The organism is Streptomyces sp. KL2 (genome assembly GCF_046529545.1).
Lineage (GTDB): Bacteria > Actinomycetota > Actinomycetes > Streptomycetales > Streptomycetaceae > Streptomyces > Streptomyces radiopugnans.
Map to the genome: position 1 here is coordinate 1,932,402 of NZ_CP127170.1, position 25,497 is coordinate 1,957,898.

General features: G+C 74.9%; 26 protein-coding genes. 11 read left to right on the forward strand and 15 right to left on the reverse strand.

What is annotated here, in order from left to right:
• Positions 1-951, reverse strand: a complete 951-nt coding sequence (locus QPK52_RS08610; RefSeq protein WP_410536625.1) for a DMT family transporter — start codon at positions 949-951, stop codon at positions 1-3.
• A 217-nt stretch (positions 952-1,168) separates the two neighbouring features.
• Here QPK52_RS08610 and QPK52_RS08615 point away from each other — a divergent pair, with 217 nt between their 5' ends.
• On the forward strand, positions 1,169-1,750 hold the full coding sequence (locus tag QPK52_RS08615) for a hypothetical protein (protein ID WP_410536627.1): 582 nt from the start codon (positions 1,169-1,171) through the stop codon (positions 1,748-1,750).
• Between the two features lie 84 nt (positions 1,751-1,834).
• Here QPK52_RS08615 and QPK52_RS08620 read toward each other — a convergent pair whose 3' ends face one another.
• Positions 1,835-2,602, reverse strand: a complete 768-nt coding sequence (locus tag QPK52_RS08620) for a hypothetical protein (RefSeq protein WP_410536629.1) — start codon at positions 2,600-2,602, stop codon at positions 1,835-1,837.
• A gap of 263 nt (positions 2,603-2,865) precedes the next feature.
• Between QPK52_RS08620 and QPK52_RS08625 the strand changes: the two genes are divergently transcribed.
• The 3 genes from QPK52_RS08625 to QPK52_RS08635 all read left to right on the forward strand — a co-directional run bounded on the left by QPK52_RS08625 (position 2,866) and on the right by QPK52_RS08635 (position 6,041).
• Positions 2,866-4,179 carry a magnesium transporter MgtE N-terminal domain-containing protein gene (locus tag QPK52_RS08625; RefSeq protein ID WP_410536630.1) on the forward strand — a complete coding sequence of 438 codons (1,314 nt, stop codon included), beginning with the start codon at positions 2,866-2,868 and terminating at the stop codon, positions 4,177-4,179.
• Positions 4,172-4,744, forward strand: a complete 573-nt coding sequence (locus QPK52_RS08630) for a DUF1003 domain-containing protein (protein WP_410536631.1) — start codon at positions 4,172-4,174, stop codon at positions 4,742-4,744. The genes QPK52_RS08625 and QPK52_RS08630 overlap by 8 nt, the downstream gene beginning before the upstream one ends.
• A gap of 130 nt (positions 4,745-4,874) precedes the next feature.
• On the forward strand, positions 4,875-6,041 hold the full coding sequence (locus QPK52_RS08635) for an Mrp/NBP35 family ATP-binding protein (protein WP_410536633.1): 1,167 nt from the start codon (positions 4,875-4,877) through the stop codon (positions 6,039-6,041).
• A gap of 126 nt (positions 6,042-6,167) precedes the next feature.
• On the opposite strand, the gene QPK52_RS08640 is transcribed toward QPK52_RS08635, so the two are convergent.
• From QPK52_RS08640 to sigE, 5 genes are all read right to left on the reverse strand, one after another.
• Entirely contained in the window at positions 6,168-6,809 is a 642-nt protein-coding gene (locus QPK52_RS08640) for a hypothetical protein (RefSeq protein WP_410536635.1), read from the reverse strand.
• Between the two features lie 161 nt (positions 6,810-6,970).
• Complete coding sequence (locus tag QPK52_RS08645; RefSeq protein WP_410536636.1) at positions 6,971-7,432, reverse strand: sec-independent translocase; 462 nt, start codon at positions 7,430-7,432, stop codon at positions 6,971-6,973.
• A 121-nt stretch (positions 7,433-7,553) separates the two neighbouring features.
• Positions 7,554-9,104, reverse strand: coding sequence for a trypsin-like peptidase domain-containing protein (locus tag QPK52_RS08650; RefSeq protein ID WP_410536638.1), 1,551 nt, complete (start codon positions 9,102-9,104; stop codon positions 7,554-7,556).
• Between the two features lie 237 nt (positions 9,105-9,341).
• The gene (locus QPK52_RS08655) at positions 9,342-10,331 is read right to left on the reverse strand and encodes an anti-sigma factor family protein (protein WP_410536640.1); all 990 of its coding nucleotides are present in this window, start codon (positions 10,329-10,331) and stop codon (positions 9,342-9,344) included.
• Positions 10,328-11,098, reverse strand: coding sequence for an RNA polymerase sigma factor SigE (gene sigE, locus QPK52_RS08660; protein WP_410536642.1), 771 nt, complete (start codon positions 11,096-11,098; stop codon positions 10,328-10,330). The genes QPK52_RS08655 and sigE overlap by 4 nt, the downstream gene beginning before the upstream one ends.
• A gap of 150 nt (positions 11,099-11,248) precedes the next feature.
• On the opposite strand from sigE, the gene QPK52_RS08665 reads away from it, so the two are divergent.
• Complete coding sequence (locus tag QPK52_RS08665) at positions 11,249-11,947, forward strand: O-methyltransferase (RefSeq protein ID WP_093661244.1); 699 nt, start codon at positions 11,249-11,251, stop codon at positions 11,945-11,947.
• 147 nt (positions 11,948-12,094) lie between these two features.
• Here the strand turns inward: QPK52_RS08665 and QPK52_RS08670 are convergent, their stop codons facing one another.
• Positions 12,095-12,262: a DUF3117 domain-containing protein gene (locus tag QPK52_RS08670; protein WP_014137929.1), complete on the reverse strand. Its 168-nt coding sequence runs from the start codon at positions 12,260-12,262 to the stop codon at positions 12,095-12,097.
• A 289-nt stretch (positions 12,263-12,551) separates the two neighbouring features.
• Here QPK52_RS08670 and QPK52_RS08675 point away from each other — a divergent pair, with 289 nt between their 5' ends.
• Positions 12,552-13,340, forward strand: a complete 789-nt coding sequence (locus QPK52_RS08675; RefSeq protein WP_410536646.1) for an enoyl-CoA hydratase/isomerase family protein — start codon at positions 12,552-12,554, stop codon at positions 13,338-13,340.
• A gap of 56 nt (positions 13,341-13,396) precedes the next feature.
• Here QPK52_RS08675 and QPK52_RS08680 read toward each other — a convergent pair whose 3' ends face one another.
• Positions 13,397-13,996 (reverse strand): DNA-3-methyladenine glycosylase I, encoded by a 600-nt coding sequence (locus QPK52_RS08680; RefSeq protein ID WP_410536648.1) that lies wholly within the window; start codon positions 13,994-13,996, stop codon positions 13,397-13,399.
• The gene (locus QPK52_RS08685) at positions 13,993-14,406 is read right to left on the reverse strand and encodes a DivIVA domain-containing protein (RefSeq protein ID WP_410536650.1); all 414 of its coding nucleotides are present in this window, start codon (positions 14,404-14,406) and stop codon (positions 13,993-13,995) included. Before QPK52_RS08685 ends, QPK52_RS08680 begins: the two co-directional genes overlap by 4 nt.
• A gap of 130 nt (positions 14,407-14,536) precedes the next feature.
• On the opposite strand from QPK52_RS08685, the gene folP reads away from it, so the two are divergent.
• Entirely contained in the window at positions 14,537-15,397 is an 861-nt protein-coding gene (folP, locus tag QPK52_RS08690) for a dihydropteroate synthase (RefSeq protein WP_410536652.1), read from the forward strand.
• Positions 15,398-15,474: 77 nt separating this feature from the next.
• On the opposite strand, the gene QPK52_RS08695 is transcribed toward folP, so the two are convergent.
• Together QPK52_RS08695 and dapE are read right to left on the reverse strand one after the other, a co-directional pair.
• Complete coding sequence (locus tag QPK52_RS08695) at positions 15,475-16,275, reverse strand: TIGR00730 family Rossman fold protein (RefSeq protein ID WP_410536653.1); 801 nt, start codon at positions 16,273-16,275, stop codon at positions 15,475-15,477.
• Positions 16,276-16,429: 154 nt separating this feature from the next.
• Entirely contained in the window at positions 16,430-17,536 is a 1,107-nt protein-coding gene (dapE, locus tag QPK52_RS08700; protein ID WP_410536655.1) for a succinyl-diaminopimelate desuccinylase, read from the reverse strand.
• 83 nt (positions 17,537-17,619) lie between these two features.
• Here dapE and QPK52_RS08705 point away from each other — a divergent pair, with 83 nt between their 5' ends.
• Together QPK52_RS08705 and QPK52_RS08710 are read left to right on the forward strand one after the other, a co-directional pair.
• Entirely contained in the window at positions 17,620-18,549 is a 930-nt protein-coding gene (locus QPK52_RS08705; RefSeq protein WP_410536657.1) for a heavy metal transporter, read from the forward strand.
• Positions 18,550-18,979: 430 nt separating this feature from the next.
• Positions 18,980-19,501: an ATP-binding protein gene (locus QPK52_RS08710; RefSeq protein WP_410536658.1), complete on the forward strand. Its 522-nt coding sequence runs from the start codon at positions 18,980-18,982 to the stop codon at positions 19,499-19,501.
• A gap of 102 nt (positions 19,502-19,603) precedes the next feature.
• Here QPK52_RS08710 and dapC read toward each other — a convergent pair whose 3' ends face one another.
• Both dapC and fdxA read right to left on the reverse strand, forming a co-directional pair.
• Positions 19,604-20,734: a succinyldiaminopimelate transaminase gene (gene dapC, locus QPK52_RS08715; RefSeq protein WP_410536659.1), complete on the reverse strand. Its 1,131-nt coding sequence runs from the start codon at positions 20,732-20,734 to the stop codon at positions 19,604-19,606.
• 90 nt (positions 20,735-20,824) lie between these two features.
• On the reverse strand, positions 20,825-21,151 hold the full coding sequence (gene fdxA, locus QPK52_RS08720; RefSeq protein WP_093661226.1) for a ferredoxin: 327 nt from the start codon (positions 21,149-21,151) through the stop codon (positions 20,825-20,827).
• A 144-nt stretch (positions 21,152-21,295) separates the two neighbouring features.
• On the opposite strand from fdxA, the gene QPK52_RS08725 reads away from it, so the two are divergent.
• Positions 21,296-22,303 carry a GNAT family N-acetyltransferase gene (locus QPK52_RS08725; protein WP_410540259.1) on the forward strand — a complete coding sequence of 336 codons (1,008 nt, stop codon included), beginning with the start codon at positions 21,296-21,298 and terminating at the stop codon, positions 22,301-22,303.
• 19 nt (positions 22,304-22,322) lie between these two features.
• A complete protein-coding gene (locus tag QPK52_RS08730; RefSeq protein WP_410536661.1) occupies positions 22,323-23,192 on the forward strand; it encodes a tetratricopeptide repeat protein in 870 nt (289 codons plus the stop codon).
• Between the two features lie 85 nt (positions 23,193-23,277).
• On the opposite strand, the gene QPK52_RS08735 is transcribed toward QPK52_RS08730, so the two are convergent.
• Positions 23,278-25,308 (reverse strand): hypothetical protein, encoded by a 2,031-nt coding sequence (locus tag QPK52_RS08735; RefSeq protein WP_410536662.1) that lies wholly within the window; start codon positions 25,306-25,308, stop codon positions 23,278-23,280.
• Positions 25,309-25,497 lie beyond the last annotated feature (189 nt).

Here is a 25,497-nt window from a genome sequence, read left to right on the forward strand (position 1 = left end):
TCAGGTCCGCGCGCGGCGCGCGGGCCCGGCGTTGCCCCGGACCACCAGGGCCAGGCCGAGCAGGATCACCGCCAGCGCCCCGTAGACGGCCGCCGGCGGGTTCTGGCCCAGCCAGAGCGCCGCGATGAGAGCCGCGCCCGGTGTCTCCAGCAGGATCGCCGTGGAGGTGACCGACGGTCCGAGCCCTCGCACCACCCGGTTGATCAGCGAGTGGCCCAGCAGTTGCGCGGTGACGGTGAGGACGGCGAGTTTGATCCAGGTCTCGCCGCTGTAGCCGCCGAGGTCGGCGCCGAAGACCAGGCAGGCGGCCAGCAGCAGCACGGACGTGGTGCTGTAGCAGACGTAGGTGTAGGCGGTGGTGGAGACCGTGCGGCGCACCTCCGCCCCCAGCAGGACGTACCCGGCCGCCGCCATGCCGCCGCCCAGCGCCAGGGCGTCGCCCGCCAGCGCCCGCGGCGAGAGCGACAGGTCGACCCCTGTGAGGATCACCACTCCGGCGAAGGCGACCGCCGTGCCCGCCCAGACCAGGGCGGGCGAGCTCTGGCCGCGCAGCCGCAGCAGCAGGGTGGTCCAGATCGGGGTGGTGGTGACCAGCGCGGTCGAGGAGGCGACCGAGGTCATGTGGAGGCTGGGCAGCCACAGCGCGAAGTGCAGCGCGAGCAGCGCGCCGGCGGCGGCGGCCAGCAGCACGTTGCGGCGTCCCATGGCTCGCAGTCCGGCCCGGTGGCGGAGGAGGGCCAGCGGGGTGAGGGCGCCGACCGCCATGGCGTTGCGCCAGAATGCGATGGCCAGGGCCGGGGCGGCGGTGGCCGCGATCAGGGGCGCGGACAGGGAGATGCCGGACACGGCGACCGCCAGCAGGAACAGGTCCAGGCCGGTGCCCGGGTGCCGTCCCGCCACGGCTCCGGCTGCCTGTCGGGGCGCGGCGGTACGGGTCCTGACGGCGCGCACTGGGCTCCTCTCCGGGGCTGCTGAGGTCCCGACCGGGGTCTTCGGGACCCGGTTCGGGACCGGAACGGGTCGGGGCGCCGGTGGGCCGCGCCGCCGGCCACCAGCGTAAGGCGCGTGACCATGCCGCGGTACTGACCGTCCGGCTGCCGGACCCGCCCCCGGGCCTCCGGCACGGCCGGGGCGGCCGGGGCGGCCGGCGCGGCGGTAGGGTCGCCCCATGGCCGATCCGTCCGTTCCCGCCGGCTCCCGGATGTCCCCGGCGCCCCTTCCCGTGTCCGACCGGGCGCTGATCGAGGAGTCGGCGAAGAAGTCCGCGCTGGTGTGGGTGCGCGGCCCCCGGGGGCCGGAGCGTGCGCTGTGGCACGTCTGGCACGACGGCGCCGTGCACCTGGTGGGCGACGGCCCCGCGGAGCAGCCGCTGGAGCCTCTGGGGCTCACCGGCGGCGCCGCCGCCACGGTCTCCGTGCGCAGCAAGGACAAGGGCGGGCTGCTGGCCGTCTGGCCGGCCCGGGTGGTGGAGCTGCCGCCGGGCGGCGAGGAGTGGCGGGAGGCGGTGGCCGAACTGGCGGGCAGGCGGCTCAACGCGCCGGACACCACGACGATCGCCGAGCGCTGGGCCCGCGAGTGCCGTGTGCTGCGCCTGGAGCCCGCCGGAGCGCTTCTGGAGGGACCCGGCTCGATGCCGGAGGGGCTGCGGGCCGCCGTCCCGCCGACGACGCCGGCGACCACGCGCCGCCCGGTCCCGGCCGGGCTGCCGAAGCTGCTGCGCCGCGGCCGGCCTGGGAGGAAGGGCCGGTAGGACGCCGGGGAGCGGCGCCGGGGGACGGGACGGAACCGACCGGAGGGAACCGGGTGGCGGGCGCCCGGCTCCGTCACTCCGCCGTCACTCCGCCGCCGAGATCTTCTTGCCGTAGTCGACGATCTGGTCCTTCTCCGGGGCGCGCAGCGTGAACTCCTTGTCCCACTCCAGCATCTGGACCACACCCGCGTCGCCGCCGCGCTCCAGCCGCAGCGGGTAGGGCGTGCCGATCAGCGAGACGCTGAGTATCCCGCCGTCGCCCTCGGCGGCCCGCACCTCGACCGTCCGCACGCCGTCGACCTCGCCGTGGTCACCGGTCCCGCGCTCGCCGTTCAGGGTGAGCAGCCCGTCGAGCAGCACGTCCTTGTCCGTGAATCCGCTGAGCTGCTTGTAGGCGGGGTCGCCGGAGGGCACCTTGACGTACTTGCCCTCCAGCTTGCGGGCCGCCGTGAGGTCGGCGTCGTCCGGCTTCTCGTCGCCCTTGCCCTGGTCGGCCCAGAAGTCGGCGTTCGCCTTGATGTAGAGGTCCTCGCCGACCCGCAGCAGCTCGAAGCGGGGGCCGCCCCTGGCCGAGACCTCGCCCAGACCGCCGTTGTCCTTCAGCCGCATGTCCAGCCGGTAGGTGCGGCCCTTGCTGACCACGCTGCCCGACAGCCGTACGGACTGCGCCGCCCGGGCGGCCTTGGCCGCCCTCTCCTCGATCTCGGCGGCCGGGAGTCTGCCGACCCCGTTGGTCCCCTCGTTCGGGTCCTTCGACCCGCATCCCGTGAGCAGGGTCAGCAGGACCGCGCAGACCGCCCCCACCGACACGGCCTTGCTCCGGGCGCGAACACCGTGGACCCACGCAGTCACGTCAGCTCTTCCTCCTGATGCCGGGGCAGGACGACGGCACCCTACCGGGGGCACCCGGAGCGGGTCGCGGGCGACCGTACGGCCGGTGCCGCCGCACGGGGCCGGAACGGGGCGCGTTAGCCTGAAAACCGCATTCGGGTTACGCCCCGCATGCGGGCACTCGGCCACACGCGGGTACACGGCACACACGGCAGGTACGGCGCGTACGGCGGATGCGGAACCTGCCGCACGCGGCGGACCGAGTGGGAAGCGGAGGATGGACCATGGTGCTGGGCGCCCAGCGGGTCTTCGTCTCGCACCTCTCCGGCGTGGCCGTCTTCGACCCCGTCGGGGACCAGGTCGGCCGGGTGCGGGACGTGGTGGCGATGCTGCGCGTCGGCGGACGTCCGCCGCGCGTGCTCGGGCTGGTCGTCGAGGTGGTCAGCCGGCGGCGCATCTTCCTTCCCATGACCCGGGTGACCGGCGTCGCGTCGGGCCAGGTGATCACCACCGGTGTGGTCAACATGCGGCGCTTCGAGCAGCGGCCCACCGAGACGCTGGTCCTGGGCGAACTGCTGGACCGCCAGGTGACGCTGGTCGAGACGGGCGAGAAGGTCACCGTGCTCGACATCGGCCTCACCCAGGTCCCCGGGCGCCGCGACTGGCTGATCGACAAGGTCTTCGTACGCCGCGGCGGCGGCGGGCTGCGCCGGCGGCGGGCGGGCGAGACGCTGACCGTGGAGTGGTCGGCGGTGACCGGCCTGTCACTGGAGGAGGAGGGCCAGGGCGCGGCCAACCTGCTGGCCACCTTCGAGCAGCTGCGCCCGGCCGACCTGGCCAACGTCCTGCACCATCTGTCGCCCAAGCGGCGGGCGGAGGTCGCCGCCGCGCTGGACGACGACCGGCTGGCGGACGTGCTGGAGGAGCTGCCCGAGGACGACCAGGTGGAGATCCTCGGCAAGCTCAAGGAGGAGCGCGCCGCCGACGTCCTGGAGGCGATGGACCCCGACGACGCCGCCGACCTGCTGTCCGAGCTGCCGGAGGGGGACATGAACCGGCTGCTGGAGCTGATGGAGCCGCAGGACGCCGCCCCGGTGCGGCGGTTGCTGACGTACGAGGAGCGCACCGCGGGCGGCATGATGACCACCGATCCGATCGTGCTGCGCCCCGACGCCACGGTCGCCGACGCGCTGGCCCGGGTGCGTGTGCAGGACCTCTCGGCGCCGCTGGCCGCCCAGGTGTACGTGTGCCGCCCGCCGGAGGAGACCCCGACCGGCAAGTACCTGGGGCTGGTGCACTTCCAGCGGCTGCTGCGCGAGCCGCCCGGCACCCTGGTCGGCTCGGTCGTGGACACCGATCTGCGGCCGCTGCCGCCGGACACCCCGCTGCCCACGCTGACCAGCTACCTGGCCGCGTACAACATCGTGTCGGTGCCGGTGGTGGACGAGAGCGGATCGCTGCTGGGCGCCGTCACCGTCGACGACGTACTGGACCACCTGCTGCCCGACGACTGGCGGGAGGCCGCCGCCCGGGAGACGTTCGCAGTGCACGAACAGACGGAGAACCGCCAGTACGGCCCAGGGACCGCCGATGGCTGACAGGGAACGGGACGAGCGCATGGCGCGCAGGGAACGCGAGCGGAGCCTTCCGCCGGCCACCGGGCGCGCGGCCCGCGCCCGGCTGGACCAGCCGATGGTGCCGCGCCGCAGTCCGCTGCCGGAGTACGACCCGGAGGCGTTCGGGCGGCTGTCGGAGCGGATCGCCCGTTTCCTGGGGACCGGCCGGTTCATCGTCTGGATGACGTTCACCATCGTGGTGTGGGTCATCTGGAACATCGTGGCCCCACCGGACCTGCGCTTCGACGAGTACCCGTTCATCTTCCTGACCCTGGCCCTGTCCCTCCAGGCGTCCTACGCCGCCCCGCTGATCCTGCTGGCCCAGAACCGGCAGGACGACCGGGACCGGGTGAACCTGGAGCAGGACCGCAAGCGCAGCGAGCGCTCCATGGCCGACACCGAGTACCTCACCCGGGAGATCGCCGCACTGCGGATGGGCATGGGCGAGGTCGCCACCCGGGACTGGATCCGCTCCGAGCTCCAGGACCTGCTCAAGGAGCTGGAGCAGCGCGGCGCCCTGGAGCCGCCGCCCGACCGCGAGCGGTGATCCGGCCCCGTCTCCCGGCTGCCCCCGGCTGCCCCCGGCCCGCCCCGCCCCGTCCCGGTGCCCTCGGGCGGTGACCCGCGTCTCATCCGCCGCCTTCGGCGCCGCCGCCGGTGCGCCGTACCATCGGGGCATGGCTACTGACACGTCCGCGGCATCCAGCCCCGCCCCCACCGAGGACGCGGTCCGCGCCGCGCTCGCGACCGTCGACGACCCCGAGATCCACCGTCCCATCACCGATCTGGGCATGGTGAAGTCGGTGGAGATCGGCGACGGCGGCTCGGTCGCGGTCACCGTCTACCTGACGGTCTCCGGCTGCCCGATGCGCGAGACGATCACCGAGAACGTGACCCGGGCGGTCCGCGGCGTGGCGGGCGTCACGGATGTGGCGGTCTCCCTGGACGTGATGAGCGACGAGCAGCGCCGCGAGCTGGCGGCCACGCTCCGCGGCGGCCAGGCCGAGCGGGAGATCCCGTTCGCCAGGCCCGGCTCCCTGACCCGGGTCTACGCGATCGCCTCCGGCAAGGGCGGCGTCGGCAAGTCCTCGGTGACGGTCAACCTGGCGGCGGCGATGGCGGCCGACGGTCTGAAGGTGGGCGTCGTGGACGCCGACATCTACGGCCACTCGGTGCCGCGCATGCTGGGCGCCGACGGCCGCCCCACCCAGGTCGAGAACATGATCATGCCGCCGTCCGCCAACGGCGTGAAGGTCATCTCGATCGGCATGTTCACCCCGGGCAACGCCCCGGTGGTGTGGCGCGGGCCGATGCTGCACCGCGCCCTCCAGCAGTTCCTGGCCGACGTCTACTGGGGCGACCTGGACGTGCTGCTGCTGGACCTGCCGCCGGGCACGGGCGACATCGCCATCTCCGTGGCGCAGCTCGTCCCCAACGCCGAGATCCTGGTGGTGACCACCCCGCAGCAGGCGGCCGCCGAGGTGGCCGAGCGCGCCGGGTCCATCGCGGTGCAGACCCACCAGAAGATCGTGGGCGTGGTCGAGAACATGTCCGGACTGCCCTGTCCGCACTGCGACGAGATGGTGGACGTCTTCGGCACCGGCGGCGGCCAGCGCGTCGCCGACGGACTGAGCCGGACCACCGGCACCACCGTGCCCGTGCTCGGCTCCATCCCGATCGACGTGCGGCTGCGCGAGGGTGGCGACGAGGGCCGGCCGGTGGTGCTGACCGACCCGGACTCCCCCGCGGGCTCCGCGATCCGCTCGGTCGCGGGCAAGCTGGGCGGGCGCCGGCGCGGGCTGGCGGGCATGTCGCTGGGGATCACCCCGCGCAACAAGTTCTGAGGGCTCCGTCGGGGGCGTGCGGGAGGGCGGTGGGCCCCGGGTGGCATCGCCGCCCTCCCGTACGCCCCCGCGCGGCGTGCGCGCACCCGCGCCGCGCGTACGGCTCCGGGCGGCCGGCGGCCCGCCTCAGTGCCCGTACTCGCCGAGGTCCTTGATCACCGAGAAGCCCAGCCCGTACGCGCTCATCCCCCGCCCGTACGCGCCGATGTGCACCCCCTCGTGCGCCGGTCCGGCCAGCACCCATCCGTACTCCGACTCCCGGTAGCGGAAGTCGGTGGGGGCGCCGTCGACCGGCAGCGAGAGGGTGGACCAGGCGGAGCCCTCCAGGTCGTCCGCCAGTTCCCAGGCGATCGCCGTCTGCTGGTCGAGCCAGCTCTGTCTGAGCCCGCGCTCCATCCGGGCGGGCCAGGTGCACGACAGCAGGCCCGACCCGGCCAGCCAGGCGGCTGACGACACCGAGGTGGCCTCCAGGACCCCCGTGCCGTCCGGGCTGCTGCGCACCGGACGGTCGGCGACCGTCACGACGACGGCGAAGCGCTGGCCTTCCGGGCCGGGCTCGGCCCGGAAGGAGGGCTCGTCCCCGTGGCCGGTCGAGCCGTGCTCGACCGTGCCGTCCGAGGCGGCTCCCACCCGCATCAGCCAGCGCGGGCCGGTGAAGGCCTCGTCCAGGCCGTACCAGGGGAAGCCGGCCATCAGGTAGCCGTCGATCACCCCGTCCGCCCCGGACGCGGGTACCTCTCTCGGCTCTACCCGGCCCGTCGTCTCCATCTGTGCGACGCCTCCTCGTGTGCCCCGTGTCGTGGGAGGCCCGCCCCCCTCGGACGGCCCGACCCCGGACACAGGGAGGATAGCCACCCCTGTGCGCCGAGCCGGGCAGGACCGGCTGCGGAGTACGGGAGGTGGCCCTCCCGGTTCACCGGCGGGAGGCCTCAGGTCGCGTCGGCGTCGTACGGCGGGGGGTCGGTCCTGGGCGCCTGGCCGGGCTTGTGCAGATCGACCCCGGATCCGCCCGCGGAGGGCGCGGCCGTGCCCGTCCCGGAGGCGGCCGAGCCGCCCGGGGCGATCTCCCGGCCGTTGACCGCGTCCGTGACCTCGGCGAGCTCCTGGCGCAGGTCGAAGCCGTTGCGGATCTCCTTCAGGCCCAGGTCCTCGTTCTCCAGCAGGTGCTTGCGCGCGAAGTTCTTCGGGTTGAGGTCCTCGAAGTCGAAGTCCTTGAACTCCGGTCCCAGTTCCCTGCGGATGTCGTCCCGGGCGCTGTCGGAGAACTCCCGGACCTTGCGGATGAACCGGGCGGTGTCCTGGATCACCTTCGGCAGCTTCTCCGGGCCGAAGACGAGGATCGCGAGGATGACGAGAGCGATCAGCTCGAGGGGTCCTATGTCGAAGAACACCGTTCAGCTCCCTCATGTGCGTCCACGACCCGTGCGGCCACAGTCACGGTACCCGGCGCGGCGGCGGGGTGGGAGTCGGCGGGGCGAACAACGGCCGTCGTGGCGGTCCGGGTGACGAGGGTCACGGGCCGGCCGCCGAGCCGAGGACGACCTCCACCGAGCGCCGGCCGCCACCGCGCTCGACGGTGAGCTCCAGCCGGTCGCCGGGGCGCCGGGCGCGGATCCTGACGATCAGTTCCTCACCGCTGCGCACCCGGACGCCGTCCACCTCGGTGATCACGTCGCCCTCCTCGATGCCGGCCGTGTCGGCGGGTCCTCCCGGCACGACCGCCGTGCCCTCCTCCCCGGCGGGCAGACCGACCCGGGCGCCCTCTCCGGGATGCCCCATGTCGACGGTGACACCGATCACGGGGTGGGTGGCGCGTCCGGTGTTGATCAGTTCCTCGGCCACCCGCCTGGCCTGGTTGACGGGGATGGCGAAGCCCAGGCCGATGCTGCCGCCGGCGCCCGTCCGGGGCAGGTCGCCGCCCGCGGAGCGGATCGCGCTGTTGACGCCGATCACCCGGCCGCCGGCGTCCATCAGCGGGCCGCCGGAGTTGCCGGGGTTGATCGGGGCGTCGGTCTGCAGCGCCTCCACGTAGCTGATGTCGCTGCCCCCGCCGCCCTCGCGCTCGCCGCCCGCGGTGACGGGGCGCTGCGTGGCGCTGACGATCCCGGTGGTGACCGTGCCCGCCAGGCCGTACGGCGAGCCGATCGCCACGACCGGATCGCCCACCCGCACGGAGTCGGAGTTGCCCAGCGGCAGCGGGCTGAGACCGCGGACCTTCTCCACCCTCAGCACCGCGAGGTCGTAGCCGCTGTCGGTGCCGACGATCTCGGCGGCGGCGGTCTCACCGCCGTGGAAGATCACCCTGACGCCGCCGCCGTCCCCGGCGGACTCCACCACATGGTGGTTGGTGAGGAGGTGGCCGCGGCCGTCCAGGACGAAACCGGTGCCGGTGCCCTGCTCTCCCGTGCCGCGCACCTGGACGGTCACCACGCCCGGCAGGGCCCGCTCGGCGATCCCGGCCACGCTGTCCGGGGCGCGGCCGGTGTCCTGCGCCGGGGCCTGGGAGAGCCGGACGGTGCCGATGTCGCCGTGGCGCTGCGCGTACGCCCCGATGCCGCCGCCCACCGTCCCGGCGACCAGCGCCAGTACGACGGCCGCGGCGACCGTCCAGCCCCGGCGCGGCGAGGGGGGTCCCGGGGACGGCGGGTGCGGGATGTGCGGCGGGTGCGGGCCCGGCGCCGCGGCGGACGGCGGGGCCCACGGGTCGTAGCGCGCGAAGACCCCGGGCGGCGCGGTGTGCCCGGCGGTGTGCTCGGAGGCGTGCCCGGCGGTGTGCTCGGAGGCGTGCCCGGCGGTGTGCTCAAAGGCGTGCCCGGTGGCCTGCGGCCCGGCCGGCAGCGGGGTGCCCCGGGCCGGTGTCGCCGTGGGCCGCTGGACGGGCGGGGCCGGGGCCCAGGGGCCGAGGCCGCCGTAGGGCGGCGTGCCGTACGGGTCCTCCCCGTGCAGCGGTGCCTGTGCTCCCCGGGCCGTAGGGGCGCCTCCCGCCGCCGGACGCGGGGCCGAGACCCCGCGCGGACGGCTCCACCACGTCGGCCGCTGTCCGGCGGCCCTGCCCTCGTCCATGTCCTCCCCAGCATCGGCCCGCGTCGCGCTTCGCGCGGACTCGCACCACATCCCCACGATTGAACCAGTTCCGCCCCTGCCGGCGAAGCCGGACCGGCCGGGACCCCGCGGGGTGTCCACGGGGAGCCGCCCGGTGCGCCGCCGGGGTGCGTCGCGGCACCCCGGCGGCACACCGGGCGGCGGAGGCTCATGGGAGGCGCGGACGGACGGGCCGCGCGGGGCCGGGGCCGGGGCCGGTCAGCGGCCCGGCGGGAGCGTGGGCGCGGGGGTGGTGGTGCCCACCGGAGCGGTGGCCGAGACCGAGGCCGTGGCCGTGGCCGAGGGAGCCGAGGCCGAGGGAGCCGCGGCCGTGGGAGCCGCGGCCATGGGGCTCGCCGCGATGAGCGGCTGCCTGACGGACTGGTACTGCTCCGGCTGCCCCCCGCCGGGCGGCGCCTGGTGCTGGGTGGGGTGTATCCGCGGCGGGTGCAGGGTGGGCAGCACATCGATCACCGGCACCACCGTCAGCCTGTGGTGCCGGGGGGCGTAGGCGGCCTCCAGGGGCGAGACCGACAGTACGGGCGGCTGTGTCGGCGCCACGGCCGGTCCGCTGGGCGCGCCTGTCCGCCCCTTGCCCGTTCCCTCCCCCTGTCTGCCGCCGCGCTCCCCGCCGCGTTCCGTCCCGACGGCCGCCGTGCGCGGCGAGCGGGCGCTCGTACCGCCGTCCCCGCCCGCGGTGACCGTGGAGCCGCCGGTGGCCGCGGAGGTGAGCGCGCCGCCGATGGCGAAGGCCGCCAGTGAGACCGCACCCGCCGCCGCGAAGGCGAAGCGGCGGCCGCGCGATGACGGCCGGTCCGTCTCGTGGGCCCGGTGGATGCGGAATCCGCGGTCGGAGGTGAGCACGCTGCCGGCCGGCAGGTACTCGAAGTCCCAGGGCGACGCGGAGGAGTCCGGCGGCCCGCCCCTGCCCCCTCCGGGTTCGTCGGCCAGGCCCCCGGGCAGCCCCTGGAGCCTGGCGAGCAGCCCCTCCGAGGGCGGCGGGGGCGCGGCGTCCGCGAAGACGCTCTTCAGCCTGCGCTGTGCGTCGGCCTCCGCCTTGCAGGTGTGGCAGGTCGCCAGGTGAGCCAGGACGCGCTCGCGCGTCTCGTGCCCCAGCTCGCCGTCCACCAGGGCCGCCAGCCGGTCGCCCAGGTGCTGCTCGGCCGGGGTCGGCTCCAGATCGGGTACGCCGTCGTATGTGCCGCTCACGCGGTGCCGCCCTCCCCTCCCACGGCACCGGGGAGCGCCCCGGCCAGAGCGCGCTGCCCGGAGCGCGCCCGGGGGGACCGGTGCTTGAGGGCCTTGCGCAGGTGGGAGCGGCCGCGGTGGATACGGCTGCGGACCGTGCCGAGCTTCACACCGAGCGTCGCGGCGATCTCCTCGTACGACAGCCCCTCGATGTCGCAGAGCACCACCGCGGCCCGGAACTCCGGGGCGAGGGTGTCCAGCGCCTGCTGGACGTCGGCGTCGAAGTGGGTGTCGTTGAAGTGCTGCTGCGGCGAGGGCTCGCGGCTGGGCAGCCGCTCGGCCGCGTCGTCGCCGAGGGCGTCGAAGCGGATGCGCTGCTTGCGCCGCACCATGTCCAGGAAGAGGTTCGTGGTGATGCGGTGCAGCCAGCCCTCGAAGGTACCGGGGGTATAGGTGGACAGCGAGCGGAAGACCCGGACGAAGACCTCCTGGGTCAGGTCCTCGGCGTCGTGCTGGTTCCCGGTGAGGCGGTAGGCGAGGCGGTAGACCCGTGCGCTGTGGGTGCTGACGATCTCCTCCCAGGTGGGAGGCGTCCACGCCGGAGCGTCCGCGTCGGTTGCGAAGGTCGCGGTGGTCACGGAGTCTGCGGCGTGGCGGTGGTCAGCGGTGTCGTTCACGGATTTCGGCTCGCCGGACGACCTGAGGAGGCGCCTGAGCACCCCCCGGTCCCCGGCCGCAGCCGCACCTCCCCTGTCGGCTCTGGTGGTGTCCAGTGGAGTCCCTACCATAGCCACCTCGCCCGTTAGCTCCGGATAAGCTTCTTTGACCCTCTTGCGGCCATGTGCCATGTACGTTCCCCGCCACTCGCCGCACGGCCTCTGCAGAACCAACGCGCGGTCCCATCTGCGGGTTCCCGACGCCAACGGATACAGTCACGGTTGCGGGCACCACGGGGACAGGAGAGGGCGATTACCGGCAACCGGCAGACGAGCTGGGCGTTCGCCGACGCGTACGGCGCGGAGAACGTCCAGCACGCCGAGCGCTCCGAGCACTCGGCGGCGCTGCGCTGGGCTCGCGACCGGGCCCGGGAGGCGGGCCTGCGCGCGGTGTCGGACGGCACGGGCGCCGCGCTGCGGCTGCTGGCCGCGGCCGTGGACGCCAAGGCGGTGGCCGAGATCGGCACCGGCACCGGGGTGTCGGGCATCCACCTGCTGCACGGCATGCGGCCCGACGGCGTGCTGACGACCGTGGACACCGAGCCGGAGTGCCAGCAGATCGCCCGCCAGGCGTTCCGCGCCGCGGGCTTCGCGGCCAACCGCGCCCGCTTCATCCCGGGCCGCGCCCTGGACGTCCTGCCCAGGCTCGCCGACGGCGGCTACGACCTGGTCTTCTGCGACGGCGACCGGATGGAGTGCCTGGAGTACCTGGGTGAATCGTTGCGCCTGCTGCGCCCGGGCGGGCTGGTCTGCTTCGAGGGCGTCTTCGCCGACGGCCGCACCGTCGACTCCTCGTCCCAGCCCGCGGAGGTCCTCAGACTGCGCGAGCTGCTGCGCACCGTCCGGGACAGCACCTCGCTGCTGCCCTCGCTGCTGCCGGTGGGCGACGGCCTGCTGTGCGCGGTCAAGCGCGACCACTGACCGCGGCACCCGCCGCCCCCCGGAGAGCCCCCGGAGAGCACGGCCCCGGGGGGCCGACAGCACACCGCCGCCCCCGGGGCCGTGCTCTCCGGGGGCGGCGGTGGTGGTGCGAAGGCGGTGGTGGCGCCAGAGGTCTTGTATGGCTCCTCAGCCGCAGGCCTTCTTCAGAGCTTCGCCGAGTGCATCCGCCTCGTCAGGGGTCAGCTCGACGACGAGTCGTCCACCGCCTTCGAGCGGAACGCGCATGATGATGCCCCGCCCCTCCTTGGTCACCTCGAGCGGGCCATCGCCCGTCCGCGGCTTCATGGCCGCCATGCTCGTTCCCCTTCCTGAAACCAGCTGATCTCAGCCGGGCAACCCAGGTGTCGCCGGCGTCGAACACATTGCTTCCCGGTCATTATCCCGCATCGCGCGACCTCATGACCAACATCGGTCCGTATCCCTTGCGCAACGCCCTCGCGCAAAACCACCCAATTCGGGGATCGGGCTGCAATACTGCGCCCTTTCTCCCCCCGGAGGGTGCCGCGGCCGTTTGACGCAGGTCACACGCGGCTCGGATGCGGACCCGTACCGGCCCCCGCCGTTCCTTGCCATGCTGGCCCCCATGTCAGACAACGTGGTCTACGAAGTGTCCGGGGGGCTGGCGACCGTCACCCTCAACCGCCCCGACGCCATGAACGCGCTCGACACCGCGCTCAAGGAGGCGCTGCGGGACACCCTGCGGGAGGCGGCCGGCGACCCGGCCGTACGCGCGGTGCTGCTGACCGGCAGCGGGCGGGCGTTCTGCGTCGGGCAGGACCTCAAGGAGCACGTCGAGGCGCTGCGGCGCAGCGGCGGCGGCGCTCTGGACACCGTGCGGGAGCACTACAACCCGATCACCCTGGCGATCGCGTCCATGCCCAAACCGGTGGTGGCGGGCGTCAACGGCGTCGCGGCCGGTGCCGGGGCGGGTTTCGCCTTCGCCGCCGACTACCGGGTGGTCGCCGACACCGCCGCCTTCAACACCTCCTTCGCCGGGGTGGCGCTCACCGCCGACTCCGGGGTGTCCTGGACCCTGCCGCGCCTGGTCGGCCCGAGCCGCGCCGCCGAACTGCTGCTCTTCCCGCGCAGCGTGAAGGCTCAGGAGGCCCTGGAACTGGGCATCGCCAACCGGGTCGTCCCGGCCGACCGGCTGGCGGCCGAGGCCGAGGAGGTGGCGCGGCGGCTCGCCGAGGGTCCGACGGTCGCGTACGCCGCGCTCAAGGAGTCCCTGGCCCACGGTTCCTCGCACTCGCTGGCCGAGACGCTGGAGAAGGAGGCCGAACTCCAGGCCAGGGCCGGCTCCTCGGAGGACCACAGGGCCGCGGTGGAGGCATTCGTCGCCAAGGAGAAGCCCGTCTACCGCGGCCGCTGACGCCCCGTCGGGGAGCGCGCGCCGCGCCCCCCGGCGCGGCGCGCGGGGCGCCGGGCTCAGCCGGCGGCGCGGGGGGCGCGGGCGCAGCAGTCCGCCAGGTGGTCGTCGACCAGGCCGCACGCCTGCATCAGGGCGTAGGCCGTGGTGGGGCCGGTGAAGCGGAAGCCGCGCTTCTTGAGCGCCTTGGACAGCGCCGTGGACTCCGGTGTGACCGCGGGCACCTCGGCGAGCGTGCGCGGCGCGGGGCGGCCGGCCGGGTCGGGGGCGTGGGACCACACCAGGGCGTCCAGTTCGCCCGGCTCCCACTCGGCCGCGACCTTCGCGTTGGCGATGGTCGCGTCGATCTTGGCGCGGTTGCGGATGATGCCCGGATCGGCGAGCAGCCGTTCCCGGTCGGCGTCGGTGAACCGCGCCACCCGAGCGATCCGGAAGCCCGCGAACGCCGCCCGGAAGCCCTCCCTCCGGCGCAGGATGGTCAGCCAGGACAGCCCGGACTGGAACGCCTCCAGGGACAGCCGCTCGAACAGCGCGTCGTCGCCGTGCACCGGGCGGCCCCACTCGGTGTCGTGGTAGGCGGTGTAGTCCTGCGCGGACAGGCCCCACGGGCAGCGCAGCCGCCCGTCCGGGCCGGGGAGCGCCGCACCCCCGGCGGTCACCGCCGCTCCCCGGAGCCGTCGCCGGGAGCCGTGCCGGGGCGGTCCCCGGGGTCCTCGCCGGGCCTGCCGAACATGTCGGGCCCGCCCAGCGCGGCCGCCTGCGTGCCCGCCAGCGACGCCTCCAGCTCGGCGATCCGGGCGTCGCGCTCGGCCAGTTCGGCGCCGAGCCGGTCCAGCACGTCGTCCACCTCCTCCATCCGGTAGCCCCGTACGGCCTGCGGCAGCCGCAGCGCGTCCAGGTCGGAGCGGTTCAGGGGGCGGTCGGGCGGCAGCCAGGCGTCGGTCCGGTCCGGGAGGGCGTCGGCGAGTCCGCCCGTCGCGGTGCGGCCCGGCCCGTCGCCGCTCCCCACCACCGCCAGCGCGACCGCGGCGACCACCACGACCAACGCGATCAGCAGAAACCAGAACACGCCATCTCCCCGGGTCCGACACGCCAAACGGCAGGTACAGGTCTCCTGTGATCGTGCCACGGCGGGAGGGCTAGGGTCGGCTGCGGGGCACTGTGCGGTGCCGGGGGACCGCGGGAGGAGAGGACAGCGGATGCTGCGGCTGGGACGGCGCGAGTTCGGCGAGCACGAGACGGTGGTCATGGCCATCGTGAACCGGACTCCGGACTCCTTCTACGACCGGGGCGCCACCTTCCGCGACGGACCGGCGCTGGACCGGGTCGGCCAGGCGGTCTCGGAGGGCGCCGCCATCATCGACATAGGGGGTGTGAAGGCCGGTCCCGGCGAGGAGGTCTCCGCCGAGGAGGAGGTGCGGCGCACCGCGGGTTTCGTCGCCGAGGTGCGGCGGCGCTGGCCGGACGTGGTGATCAGCGTGGACACCTGGCGGCACGAGGTCGGCGAGGCGGTCTGCGAGGCGGGCGCGGACCTGCTCAACGACGCCTGGGGCGGCGTGGATCCGAAGCTGGCCGAGGTGGCGGCGCGGTACGGCGCCGGGCTGGTGTGCACCCACACCGGCGGCGCCGCGCCGCGCACCCGCCCGCACCGGGTGGCGTACGACGACGTCATGGCCGATGTGCTGCGCCGTACGGTCGCGCTCGCCGAGCGCGCGGTCGCGGCGGGGGTGCGGCGCGACGCGGTGCTGATCGACCCCGGGCACGACTTCGGCAAGAACACCCGCCACTCGCTGGAGGTCACCCGGCGGCTGGAGGAGATGGTGGCCACCGGATGGCCGGTGCTGGTGTCTCTGTCCAACAAGGACTTCGTCGGGGAGACCCTGGACCGGCCCGTCAAGGAGCGGCTGACCGGGACCCTGGCCACGACCGCGGTCTCCGCCTGGCTGGGCGCGCGGGTCTACCGCGTCCACGAGGTGGCCGAGACCCGGCAGGTGCTCGACATGGTGGCCTCCATCGCGGGTCTGCGCCCGCCTGCCGTGGCCCGCCGCGGTCTGGCCTGAGCCGCGCTCCGGCCGGGGCCGCGCCGGCCGGGAGTGCCGCTCCGGTCGGTGGCGCCGGCCGGGGTGCGCCGGGCCGGTCAGTCCGGGTCCTCCGCCCGGAAGCCGTCCCCCGGCGCGCCCTTGCCGGAGGTCTCCTTGGTGACCAGCGCGATCGCCTCGTCCACGTCGTCGGTGAGGTGGAAGAGCTCCATGTCGTGGGGGCTGATCTTCCCGCTGGGCACGACGGTGGCGCGCAGCCAGTCCACCAGCCCCTGCCAGTAGTCCGTGCCGAACAGCACGATCGGGAAGCGGGTGACCTTCCGCGTCTGGACCAGGGTGATCGCCTCGAACAGCTCGTCCATCGTGCCCATGCCGCCCGGCAGGACGACGAAGCCGCTGGCGTACTTCACGAACATCGTCTTGCGCACGAAGAAGTAGCGGAAGTTGACGCCGATGTCGACGTACTGGTTCATCCCCTGCTCGAAGGGCAGCTCGATGCCCAGGCCGACCGAGGTGCCGCCCGCCTCCCTGGCGCCCTTGTTGGCCGCCTCCATCGCGCCCGGGCCGCCGCCGGTGATCACCGCGAAGCCGGCCTCCACCAGCGCCCGCCCGATCCGCACCCCGGCCTCGTACTCGGGTGAACCCTCAGGGGTGCGCGCCGAGCCGAAGACGCTGATGGCGGGGCCGATCTCGGTCAGGGTGCCGAAGCCCTCGACGAACTCCGACTGGATGCGCATGACCCGCCACGGATCCTGGTGCAGCCAGTCCGAGGGGCCGGCGGTGTCCAGCAGACGCTGGTCGGTGGTGCTGTGCTGCACCTGGCCGTGGCGGCGCACCACCGGTCCGAGGCGCTGCTCCCGCGGCGCGTCCCCCTGCTCGAACTCCTCCGCACTGGCCATGCCGTACTCCCTTGTCGACGCCGATGTACAGGCCGCCAGGGTACGCAGGTCCGGATCACGCGGAGCGGAACTTCCCCGGACGCACCGGCGGCCACCGGATGTCGCGGGGCCGCACCGGCGGCGCGGCCCCGCGGATCAGCCGATACCCAGCGGATCAGGCGGTAAGCCAGGCGCGCAGCCGCTCCTCGCAGTGCCCGATCAGCGCGGTCTCGACCCTCTCGTCGCGCTTGTGCGCCAGATTCGGGTCCCCGGGGCCGTAGTTGACGGCGGGCACGCCCAGTGCGCTGAACCGGGAGACGTCGGTCCAGCCGTACTTCGGCCGCACCTCGCCGCCGACCGCCTCCACGAAGGCCGCCGCGGCGGGGTGCGTCAGGCCGGGCCGCGCCGGACCGGAGCTGTCGTCCACCTCGAACTCCGCCACGCCGCAGTCGGCGAACACCTCCCGCACGTGGGCGAGCGCCTCCTCCTCGGTGAGGTCGGGCGCGTAGCGGTAGTTGACGGTCACGGTGCACTCGTCGGGGATGACGTTGCCCGCGACGCCGCCGGTGATCCCCACGGCGTTGAGGCCCTCGCGGAACTCCAGCCCGTCGACCACCGGCCGCCTCGGCTCGTACGCGGCCAGCCGGGCCAGGATCGGCGCGGCGGCGTGGATGGCGTTGGCGCCCGTCCAGCCGCGCGCCGAGTGGGCGCGCTGCCCGGCCGTGCGCAGCCCGACCCGCAGCGTGCCCTGGCAGCCGCCCTCGACCTGCCCCTCGGAGGGTTCCAGCAGCACCGCGAAGTCCCCCGCGAGCCAGTCGGGGTGGGCCTGCGCCAGGTGGCCCAGGCCGTTGAGGTGGGCGGCGACCTCCTCGTTGTCGTAGAAGACGAAGGTCAGGTCGCGGTTCGGCTCGGGCACGGTGGCGGCGATCCTGAGCTGTACGGCGACCCCCGCCTTCATGTCGGAGGTGCCGCAGCCCCACAGCACGCCGTCCTCCAGCCGCGAGGGCACGTTGCCGGCGATCGGCACGGTGTCGATGTGCCCGGCGAGGACGACCCGTTCGGCCCGGCCGAGTGCGGTACGGGCGACGACGTTGTTGCCGTACCGGTCCACGCGCAGGTGCGGCAGGGCGCGCAGCGCGGTCTCGATCGCGTCCGCGAGCGGTTTCTCGCCGCCGCTGACCGAGGGGATGTCGACGAGGCGCGCGGTCAGCGACGCCGCGTCCAGGGTCAGGTCCAGGCCCTCCTCGGGGGCGGGTCCTGGGATTTCGGGGGCACGCTCCATGCGGCCGACCCTACCTGGCGTCCGTCCGTGGGATCCGCATCACGTCCGGGTCCCGGACGCGGTGGGCCCGGTACCTTTGTCGCGTGTCCGAGCGAGCTTCAACTCCGCGCCGCGGCAGGCTGCTGCGCCTGGCCGCCGCGTGCGTCGTACTGCTCGGACTCGCCGGGTACCTCCTCGTGCGCCACGATCCCGGCGGGTCCGGACCGGCGCGTTGCACCGTGACCGCGGCCGGCGGCGAGCCGTACGTCATCGAGCCGCAGCAGGCCGCCAACGCCTCGACCATCCAGGCCGTCGCCTCCGCCCGCGGACTGCCCGAGCGGGCCGTCACCATCGCCCTGGCCACGGCCATGCAGGAGTCGGCGCTGCGCAACATCGACTACGGCGACCGCGATTCCGTCGGCCTCTTCCAGCAGCGGCCCTCCCAGGGCTGGGGGACGGCGGAGCAGATCATGGACCCGGTGTACTCGGCCGGAAAGTTCTACGAGCACCTGGTGGAGATCCCGGGTTACTCGCGGCTGCCCCTGACCGTCGCCGCGCAGCGGGTGCAGCGCAGCGGCTTCCCCGACGCCTACGCCAAGCACGAGTCCAGGGCGGCGCTGCTGGCCGCCGCGCTCACCGGCCGCCGGGCCGCCGCCCTGAACTGCGTGCCCGCGAAGGCCGCTTCCGGGGAGGCGGCCGCCGGAGACCCGGTGCGGGTGCGCGAGCGGCTGGTCCGCGAGTTCGGCGCGGACGTCCTGCCCGAGTCCTCCGGTCTCGACGGCGGCGGCGCCGGGCGCAGCGCGCCCGGCCCGGTGGTCTCCGTCCCCGTCCGCACCCCGGCGCGCGCCGGTGAGGCGGACGCCGACCGCCGCGGCTGGGAACTGGCGCACTGGGCCGTGGCCCACTCCCATGAGCTGGGGATCGAGCGCGTCTCCTACGGGAAGCGGGTCTGGGAGGCCGACCGGGCCGCCGAGGGCTGGCGTACGGCCGGGGACGGCACCGGCACCGAGGTCGTCATCGCCGCCTCGCGCTGACCTCCGCCCCGGCGCCGTGCGGCGGCGCGGTGATACGACGATACGGCGAAGGCTCCGCGCCGCCGCGTCACCGCACGGCGTCTCCCCCCGTCACCCGAACGGGGGTCTTACACCCCGGCGGCCGAGTCCCCGAAAGCCGTCGGCGCGGCCCCTCGCCGGGCCCGGTGAAGTCACGGAAAATCCTTGGCCGCACCGGGGTCCGGCGCTTTCCGGGCCCCCCTCGGGGCGGCCCCTCCCTCCGCTTCCCCCACCACCGGGGCGACCGGCGCATTGCAAATCCTTTACCCGGACGACCGCAACCTCCGAGCCTCCCGGCCCGATAGGCACAGCGTCCGGGGGGCGCCGCCCCGGCCGGATGAGCAACGACGCCCTCCGGGCCCGACGGCCCGCGGGAAACCTCAGCAAGCCTCTTCTCCGTCGAAGGAGCAACATGTCCCTCCCCCTCTCGCGCCGGATCGCACGGACCGCGCTGCTGGTCGCAGCGGGTGCCGCCTCCGCAGTCGGTGCGGCCGGTTCCGCGAACGCCGCCGAACTCCTGCCGCCCGCCAAGAACCTGGGCGGAGTGAGCAACCTGGACGGCGCGAACCTGGGCGACACCATCGACGACACCTCGCGCAGGGCGAGCACCCAGGTGGCCGAAACCGGCGGCAAGGCCGTCGAGAAGACCGTGCCGACCGCGGGCAGGACCGTCGGGGCCGCGGGCAAGGCCGCCGTCCCGGCCGTGCAGAAGACCGCCGACGACACGGTGGGGACCGCCGGTTCCCTCCTCGGTGAGGCCTCCAAGCCCGCCACCGGCGGCAAGGGCAAGGCCGCCAAGGCGGGCAAGGCCGTCAAGTCCGCCAAGGGCAAGATGCCCGCCGTCGGCAAGCAGGCGAAGGCCGACTCCCTGACCGACGGCCTGCCGGGGGCCGGCAAGCTGCCGCCGGTCGGAAAGAACCTGCCGCTGCTCTGACGCCGGTCCGGCGCCGGTCCGGCGCCGGCAGGCGCACGCACCACGGCCGGCGGGGCCCGGGGATCGCGCGATCCCCGGGCCCCGCCCGCTTCCCCGCGCACCTCACGCGGTCAGGCGCCGCACCGCCTCCCCCACACGCTCGTCGGTGGCCGTGAAGGCGACCCGTACGAACCGCTCGCCCGCGGGGCCGTAGAAGTCGCCGGGCGCCACCAGCACCCCGCGCCGGGCCAGCTCCCCGACCGTGTCCCAGCAGGGCTCGTCGCGCGTCGCCCACAGGTACAGCGACGCCTCGCTGTGCTCGATCCGGAAACCGCTCGCCCGAAGCGCCGTGCGCAGCGCCGCGCGCCGTGCCGCGTAGCGCTCGCGCTGCACGGCCACATGCGCGTCGTCGCCGAGCGCCGCCACCGTGGCGGCCTGCACCGGGGCGGGCACCATCATCCCGCCGTGCTTGCGCACCCGCAGCAGCTCCGCCAGGATCGCCTCGTCCCCGACCAGGAACGCTGCCCGGTAGCCCGCCAGGTTGGACCGCTTGGACAGCGAGTGGACGGCGACGATGCCCTCGTGGCTGCCGCCGCAGACGTCCGGGTGGAGGACGGAGACCGGCTCGGCCTCCCAGCCCAGCTCCAGGTAGCACTCGTCGCTGAAGACCAGCACCCCGTGCTCGCGCGCCCAGGCGACGGTGGCCTTCAGCTCCTCCTTGGGCAGCACCCGGCCGGTGGGGTTGGAGGGGGAGTTGAGCCACAGCAGCCGCAGGCCCTCGGGGTCGAGCTCACGCGGCGAGTCGTCGTAGACGACCGGCTCGGCGCCCGCCAGCCGCGCCCCCACCTCGTACGTCGGGTAGGCCAGCCGCGGGTACGCCACCTTGTCGGCGCCGGCGCTCCCGCCGGCGCCCGCGCCCCCCGCCCCGATGCCGAGCTGGATCGGCAGCCAGGCCACCAGCTCCTTGGAGCCGACGACCGGCAGGACGTGGGTGTGCGCCAGTCCCCGCGCGCCCAGCCGCCGCTCGCTCCAGCCGACGATCGCGTCCCGCAGCTCCGCCGTGCCCCAGACCGTCGGGTAGCCGGGGCTGTCGGCGGCCCCGGCCAGCGCCCGGCGGACCACCTCGGGCACCGGGTCGACGGGGGTGCCCACGGACAGGTCCACGATGCCGTCGGGGTGTTCGGCCGCGGTCTTCTTGTACGGCTCCAGCCGGTCCCACGGGAAGACCGGCAGGCGGGAGGACAGGGGTGGCACTTGGCTTCGCTCTCTTTCCTGGAAAAGCCCCGGTCCCGCACGGCTGCGGGGCCGTACGGGACCGGGGTCAGTGCTGCGGGTGGCGCGGGGTCACTCGTCGTGGCTCTGCGGAGGGAGCGCGGCGACGAAGGGGTGGTCGCGCTCGATCAGGCCGAGCTTGCTGGCGCCGCCGGGCGAGCCCAGCTCGTCGAAGAACTCGACGTTGGCCTTGTAGTAGTCCTTCCACTCCTCCGGGACGTCGTCCTCGTAGAAGATCGCCTCGACCGGGCAGACCGGCTCACAGGCCCCGCAGTCGACGCATTCGTCCGGGTGGATGTACAAGGACCGCTGGCCCTCGTAGATGCAGTCGACGGGGCACTCCTCGATGCATGCCTTGTCCTTCAGGTCCACACAAGGCTGCGCGATGACGTAGGTCACGCTGTCGTTCCTCCTCGGTAGGGCGCGGGCAGCCGGTCCGGTTGTGGCTGAGCCGCGTGGCGCGCGGGAGCGCGGCGTCGTCGATGCCCGCCTCTAGTATCTCCGTTCCCGGGCAGGAGACGAACAGGAGGGGTGGTCACGAACGTGGAGTTCACCGTGGGCGGACGACTTGAGCTTCGCATCAGCGCCGACGACGTGGGGAAACGTGTCTCGGTGCGCAGTCTGACCGGATCCGCGGACGCCGGTGCCGCCTTCACCGACACGGTCGGCGTTCTCACATCCTGGGAGGACGGTGTGCTCTCCATCACACGGCGTGGCGGGCAGAGCGTGGTGATCGAGGAGTCGGCCCTGGTGGCGGGGAAGACCGTGCCCGCCGAGCCCGCCCGCCGCCGCGGCCCGGCGGCGGGGGTGCGGGAGCTGGTGGAGGTCGCGGCGCGCGGCTGGCCCGCTGTGGAGACCGCCCGCCTGGGCGGATGGCTGCTGCGCGCCTCCGGCGGTTTCACCGGTCGCGCCAACTCCGTCCTCCCCCTGGGCGACCCCGGCACCGGCCTGGACGCGGCCCTGGCCGAGACCGTGCGCTGGTACGGCGAGCGCGGGCTGCCCGCACTGGTGCAGATCGCCACGGGCGCGGCTGGAGGCGACGAACTGCTGGCCGCCGAGCTGGAGCGGCGCGGCTGGACGGCCGAGCGGTTCGCGGTCTTCTGCACCGGGGCGCTCGCGCCGCTGGCCGACCGCGAGCCGGACGGCCGGGTGCGGCTGTCGCGGCGGCCGGACGCGGCCTGGCTGTCCGCGTACGGCCGCGGCGCCTCGGGGCCGGCCGGCGACGCGCTGAAGGTGCTGGCGGGCGGCCCGTCGGTGTGGTTCGCCACCGTGCCGGGCGACAACCCGCAAGGCGCCCCGGCGGCCGTCGGGCGGTGCGTGGTGGACGGCCGGTGGGCGGGGTTCGCCGCCGTCGAGACCGCCCCGGAGCGGCGGCGCGAGGGGCTGGCCACGGCGGTGATGGCCGAGCTGGCCCGCACGGCACTGGCGGAGGGGGCCTCGGCCGCGTACCTCCAGGTCCAGCCGGAGAACACCGCCGCACGGGCGATGTACGCCCGGATGGGCTTCGCCGATCACCACTCCTACCACTACCGCCGGGCACCGCGCGGCTGAACCGGGCAGGGAGGGCCTGATGGACAGTTCGGAAACCGCGGGCGCCGACTCGGTGCGGGAGCGCTTCGCACGGGCCGCGCGGGCCGAGCGGCCCGATCTGGCACTGCTGTGCCTGCTGGTCGACGCCGAGGCCGACCCCGCCGTACGCGCGGAGGGCGGCAAGGGCGTGGACGGTCTCGTCGACGCCGCCCAGATCGAGCTGGACCGGCTGACGGGTCTGCTGCCGTACGCGCCCTCGCGCACCCCCGCGCAGTGGGCGCACGCCCTGGCCGAGCTCCTCGGCGGGCGCCACGGCTTCCACGGCACGCCCGCCGACTACCGCCGGCTGGAGTCCTCGCTGCTGAGCGAGGTGCTGAGGCGGCGGCGGGGGCTGCCGATCCTGCTGTCGGTGGTGTGGATGGAGGTCGCGCGCCGGGCGGGCGCGCCGGTGTACGGGGTCGCCCTGCCCGGGCACTTCGTGGTCGGCTTCGGCGATCCCCGCGGCGAGCACGTCCTCGCCGACCCCTTCGCGGGCGGTCTGCCGCTGACCGGGCAGGACGTCGAGCTGCTGGTGGCGGGCACGGCGGGAGCGCCGCTGTCGGAGGCGATGCTCCAGCCGGCCGGCCCCGTGGAGATCGTGCTGCGGGTGCTGAACAACATCCGCGCGTGGGCGGCGGCCCGCCCCGAGCACACCGACGTCCAGCTCTGGGCGGTGGAACTGTCCCTGCTGCTGCCGCACCACCCGGCCCGGCTGCGCTACGAGCGGGCGCGGCTGCTGGTGGAGCGGGGCGACTTCGTCGGCGGCGCGCGGGAGATGGAGGCGTACGCCGACATGGTCGCCGCGATGGAGCCCAACGCCGCGGTCGCCGTGCGCCGCGAGGCGCGGGCGGCCCGCTCCCGGCTCAACTAGCGCCGTGCCGGCCGGGGGAACCCCGGCCGGCCGGTGCCGGTGCCGAAACAGCACCGGCACCGGCCGGAGGCGGACCCGCAGCCGTCTACCGCGGGTCGAGCTCGATGACGCCGACCCGCTTGGCCGGGTCCGTCTGACGGAGCGCCTCGCGCAGCGCGCCCGCGACGTCCTGGGGGGTGACCGGCGTCTTGGACCCGTTGCCGCGGGCGATCAGGACGCCGTCGAAGGTGCTGCCGTACAGGTCCTTGAGCACCTTGAGGTCGTAGGTGTCCACGAGCTTGCCGTTCACCGGCTTCATGGACAGGAACTTCGGCAGCGACCCGGTGGGGCTGAACGGGATCGACCTGTCGCCCGCCTTCACCGTGACCAGTCCGGACATCGCCGGCTCGCCGAACTCCCGGATCGCCCGGTCGATCTCCTCCTGGTCGACCGAGGGCTGCCGGAGGGCGACCGGCAACTCGACCGCCTCGCTCCTCCCGGTGGCCACCTGCGCCCGGTAGGCGTCCTCCAGCAGACCGGCGCCCTTGTCGACGTCGACCTGCTTGTGCGGCTTGCCCGGGACGCCGACGGCCTTGCCGTCGACGAACTTCACCATCCCGTCCTGCGGCGCACCGCCGCCGGACGATCCGGTGAGGTCCCTCAGAGCCGCCGTGAGCTTCTCCTCGTCGACCTTGAAGACCGGCTCGGCCTGCCGGGCGCCGCCGAGGAGCGATCCGATGACGGAGACGGGGTTGTAGTCCCGCCCCGAGGCGCCTCGCACGGTGTTCTCGGTGTCCAGCGACAGTCCCGCGACACTCGGCTTGAGCGTCTTCTGCTCGCCCTCCACCTCGAGGACCAGCGGTGTGCGGGCCCGCTCGCCGAGAACGGCGTCGAGCCTGTTCATCGCCTCGTCCTTGCCGGTGCCGCCGATGTCCACGCCGAGCACGGTGGTGCCGTTGGGCACGTCGGCGTGGTCCAGCAGCAGGCCGGCGCCGTACGCGACGCCGAGCACACCGAAGGTGGCGACGCCGAGCAGGACCAGCTTGGAGCGGCCCCGCTTGGCGGGAGCCGGTGCAGGCGGCCGGGCGTCGTGGTCCTCGTCGGAGGGGGCGGACCGGCCGTCGTCGTCGGCCGCGGGCACCCGCGGGATGCCGCTGACCAGGGTGTCGCCTGAGACCCTGCCGCTGGAGGGGCCGGGGCCCGCCTGGAAGTCCGGTCCGGCGGCGGGGCCGCCGAGGTCGAGGGCCGGTCCGCCGGTGCGCGGCGGCTCGGGCGCGGTGACGGGACCGGGGCCGGTGACGGGGCCGGACGCGGGACCGGTGGCCTCGGACACGGTGGGCTGCGGCCCGGTGTCGCCCGGACCGGGCGGACCGGGCGGTGGGCCATCGTGCTGCTGCCGGAACCCCGGAGGCAGCAACGGCATCTCCCCGGTGGCCGGTCCGGTGGTCGGCCCGCTGGGGCCGTCGCCCCGGGCCGACGGCGGCGCGGCGGGGAAGCCGTGCGGCGGGGTGCCGTCCGGCCCGTGCGGCGGAGTACCGCCCGGGCGGACGGCTCCCATCGGGCCGGTGGCGTCCGCCCCTCCGGCCGGGAAGCCGTGCGGCGGGGTGCCGGTGCGCTGCCGCGGCGGTCCCGCGGGGGCCGCGGCCCCCGGGGCGGGCGCGCCGCCGTTCGCACCACCGGGCGCACCCTGTGCGCCGCCGGACGGGGGCTTGCGCGGGGCGAACCACGAACTGGTCTGCTTTCCGCCGCCGTTGGCCGAGGAGCCCCCCGGCCCGGCCGGGCCCGGCTTCGCCGGCGCCCCGTTCGGTCCCGGTGCGCCCGCCGCGGACGGCGCCGCGCCACCCGGGGCGTCCGACAGGCCGTCCGGCCCCGCCGTGCTCCCACCGGCGCCGGACGTCTCGTCGCCGGTCCCACCACCGGCCTCGCCTACGGGCTTGCGCACGACGACCGGCGGGATGGGGCGGGAACCCGGGATGTTGATCCGGATGCGGGTGGTCAGCGTGGTCTCGGTCTTCGGCTCGCCCGGCCGCGCGGTGGGCTCGCCCGCCGGTGCGGCGTACGGCTCGTTCCCCGGCGGACGGGCGGCGCCGCCCCGCGCCCCGGGCCCGGAGGACGGACTGTCAGTTTCACGGCTCAATGCAGGATCTCCCGGTTGGATTCGCCGCCCGTCATGGTTCCGATCGGCTCGCACGAGCGGCTCGCCGGCGCGCACCACCTTACTGGGGGCCGCCGCCCCGGGTCCCGGGAGTGCCGAATCACCGCCCCGGCGGACCATGTGCGGATGCCGCGCCGGCATATCGCCGCGCGGATTCTCGGCCACTTCGGG

What these genes read in the sequence shown, in the direction of transcription:
- QPK52_RS08730 (WP_410536661.1), top strand. Translation starts at nt 22,323, where the DNA reads ATGGACAGTTCGGAAACCGCGGGCGCCGACTCGGTGCGGGAGCGCTTC.
- QPK52_RS08650 (WP_410536638.1), bottom strand. Translation starts at nt 9,104, where the DNA reads ATGGACGAGGGCAGGGCCGCCGGACAGCGGCCGACGTGGTGGAGCCGT.
- QPK52_RS08710 (WP_410536658.1), top strand. Translation starts at nt 18,980, where the DNA reads ATGTCCCTCCCCCTCTCGCGCCGGATCGCACGGACCGCGCTGCTGGTC.
- folP (WP_410536652.1), top strand. Translation starts at nt 14,537, where the DNA reads ATGCTGCGGCTGGGACGGCGCGAGTTCGGCGAGCACGAGACGGTGGTC.
- QPK52_RS08625 (WP_410536630.1), top strand. Translation starts at nt 2,866, where the DNA reads ATGGTGCTGGGCGCCCAGCGGGTCTTCGTCTCGCACCTCTCCGGCGTG.
- QPK52_RS08675 (WP_410536646.1), top strand. Translation starts at nt 12,552, where the DNA reads ATGTCAGACAACGTGGTCTACGAAGTGTCCGGGGGGCTGGCGACCGTC.
- QPK52_RS08630 (WP_410536631.1), top strand. Translation starts at nt 4,172, where the DNA reads ATGGCTGACAGGGAACGGGACGAGCGCATGGCGCGCAGGGAACGCGAG.
- QPK52_RS08640 (WP_410536635.1), bottom strand. Translation starts at nt 6,809, where the DNA reads ATGGAGACGACGGGCCGGGTAGAGCCGAGAGAGGTACCCGCGTCCGGG.
- QPK52_RS08670 (WP_014137929.1), bottom strand. Translation starts at nt 12,262, where the DNA reads ATGGCGGCCATGAAGCCGCGGACGGGCGATGGCCCGCTCGAGGTGACC.
- QPK52_RS08695 (WP_410536653.1), bottom strand. Translation starts at nt 16,275, where the DNA reads ATGGCCAGTGCGGAGGAGTTCGAGCAGGGGGACGCGCCGCGGGAGCAG.
- QPK52_RS08615 (WP_410536627.1), top strand. Translation starts at nt 1,169, where the DNA reads ATGGCCGATCCGTCCGTTCCCGCCGGCTCCCGGATGTCCCCGGCGCCC.
- dapE (WP_410536655.1), bottom strand. Translation starts at nt 17,536, where the DNA reads ATGGAGCGTGCCCCCGAAATCCCAGGACCCGCCCCCGAGGAGGGCCTG.
- sigE (WP_410536642.1), bottom strand. Translation starts at nt 11,098, where the DNA reads ATGGTAGGGACTCCACTGGACACCACCAGAGCCGACAGGGGAGGTGCG.
- QPK52_RS08635 (WP_410536633.1), top strand. Translation starts at nt 4,875, where the DNA reads ATGGCTACTGACACGTCCGCGGCATCCAGCCCCGCCCCCACCGAGGAC.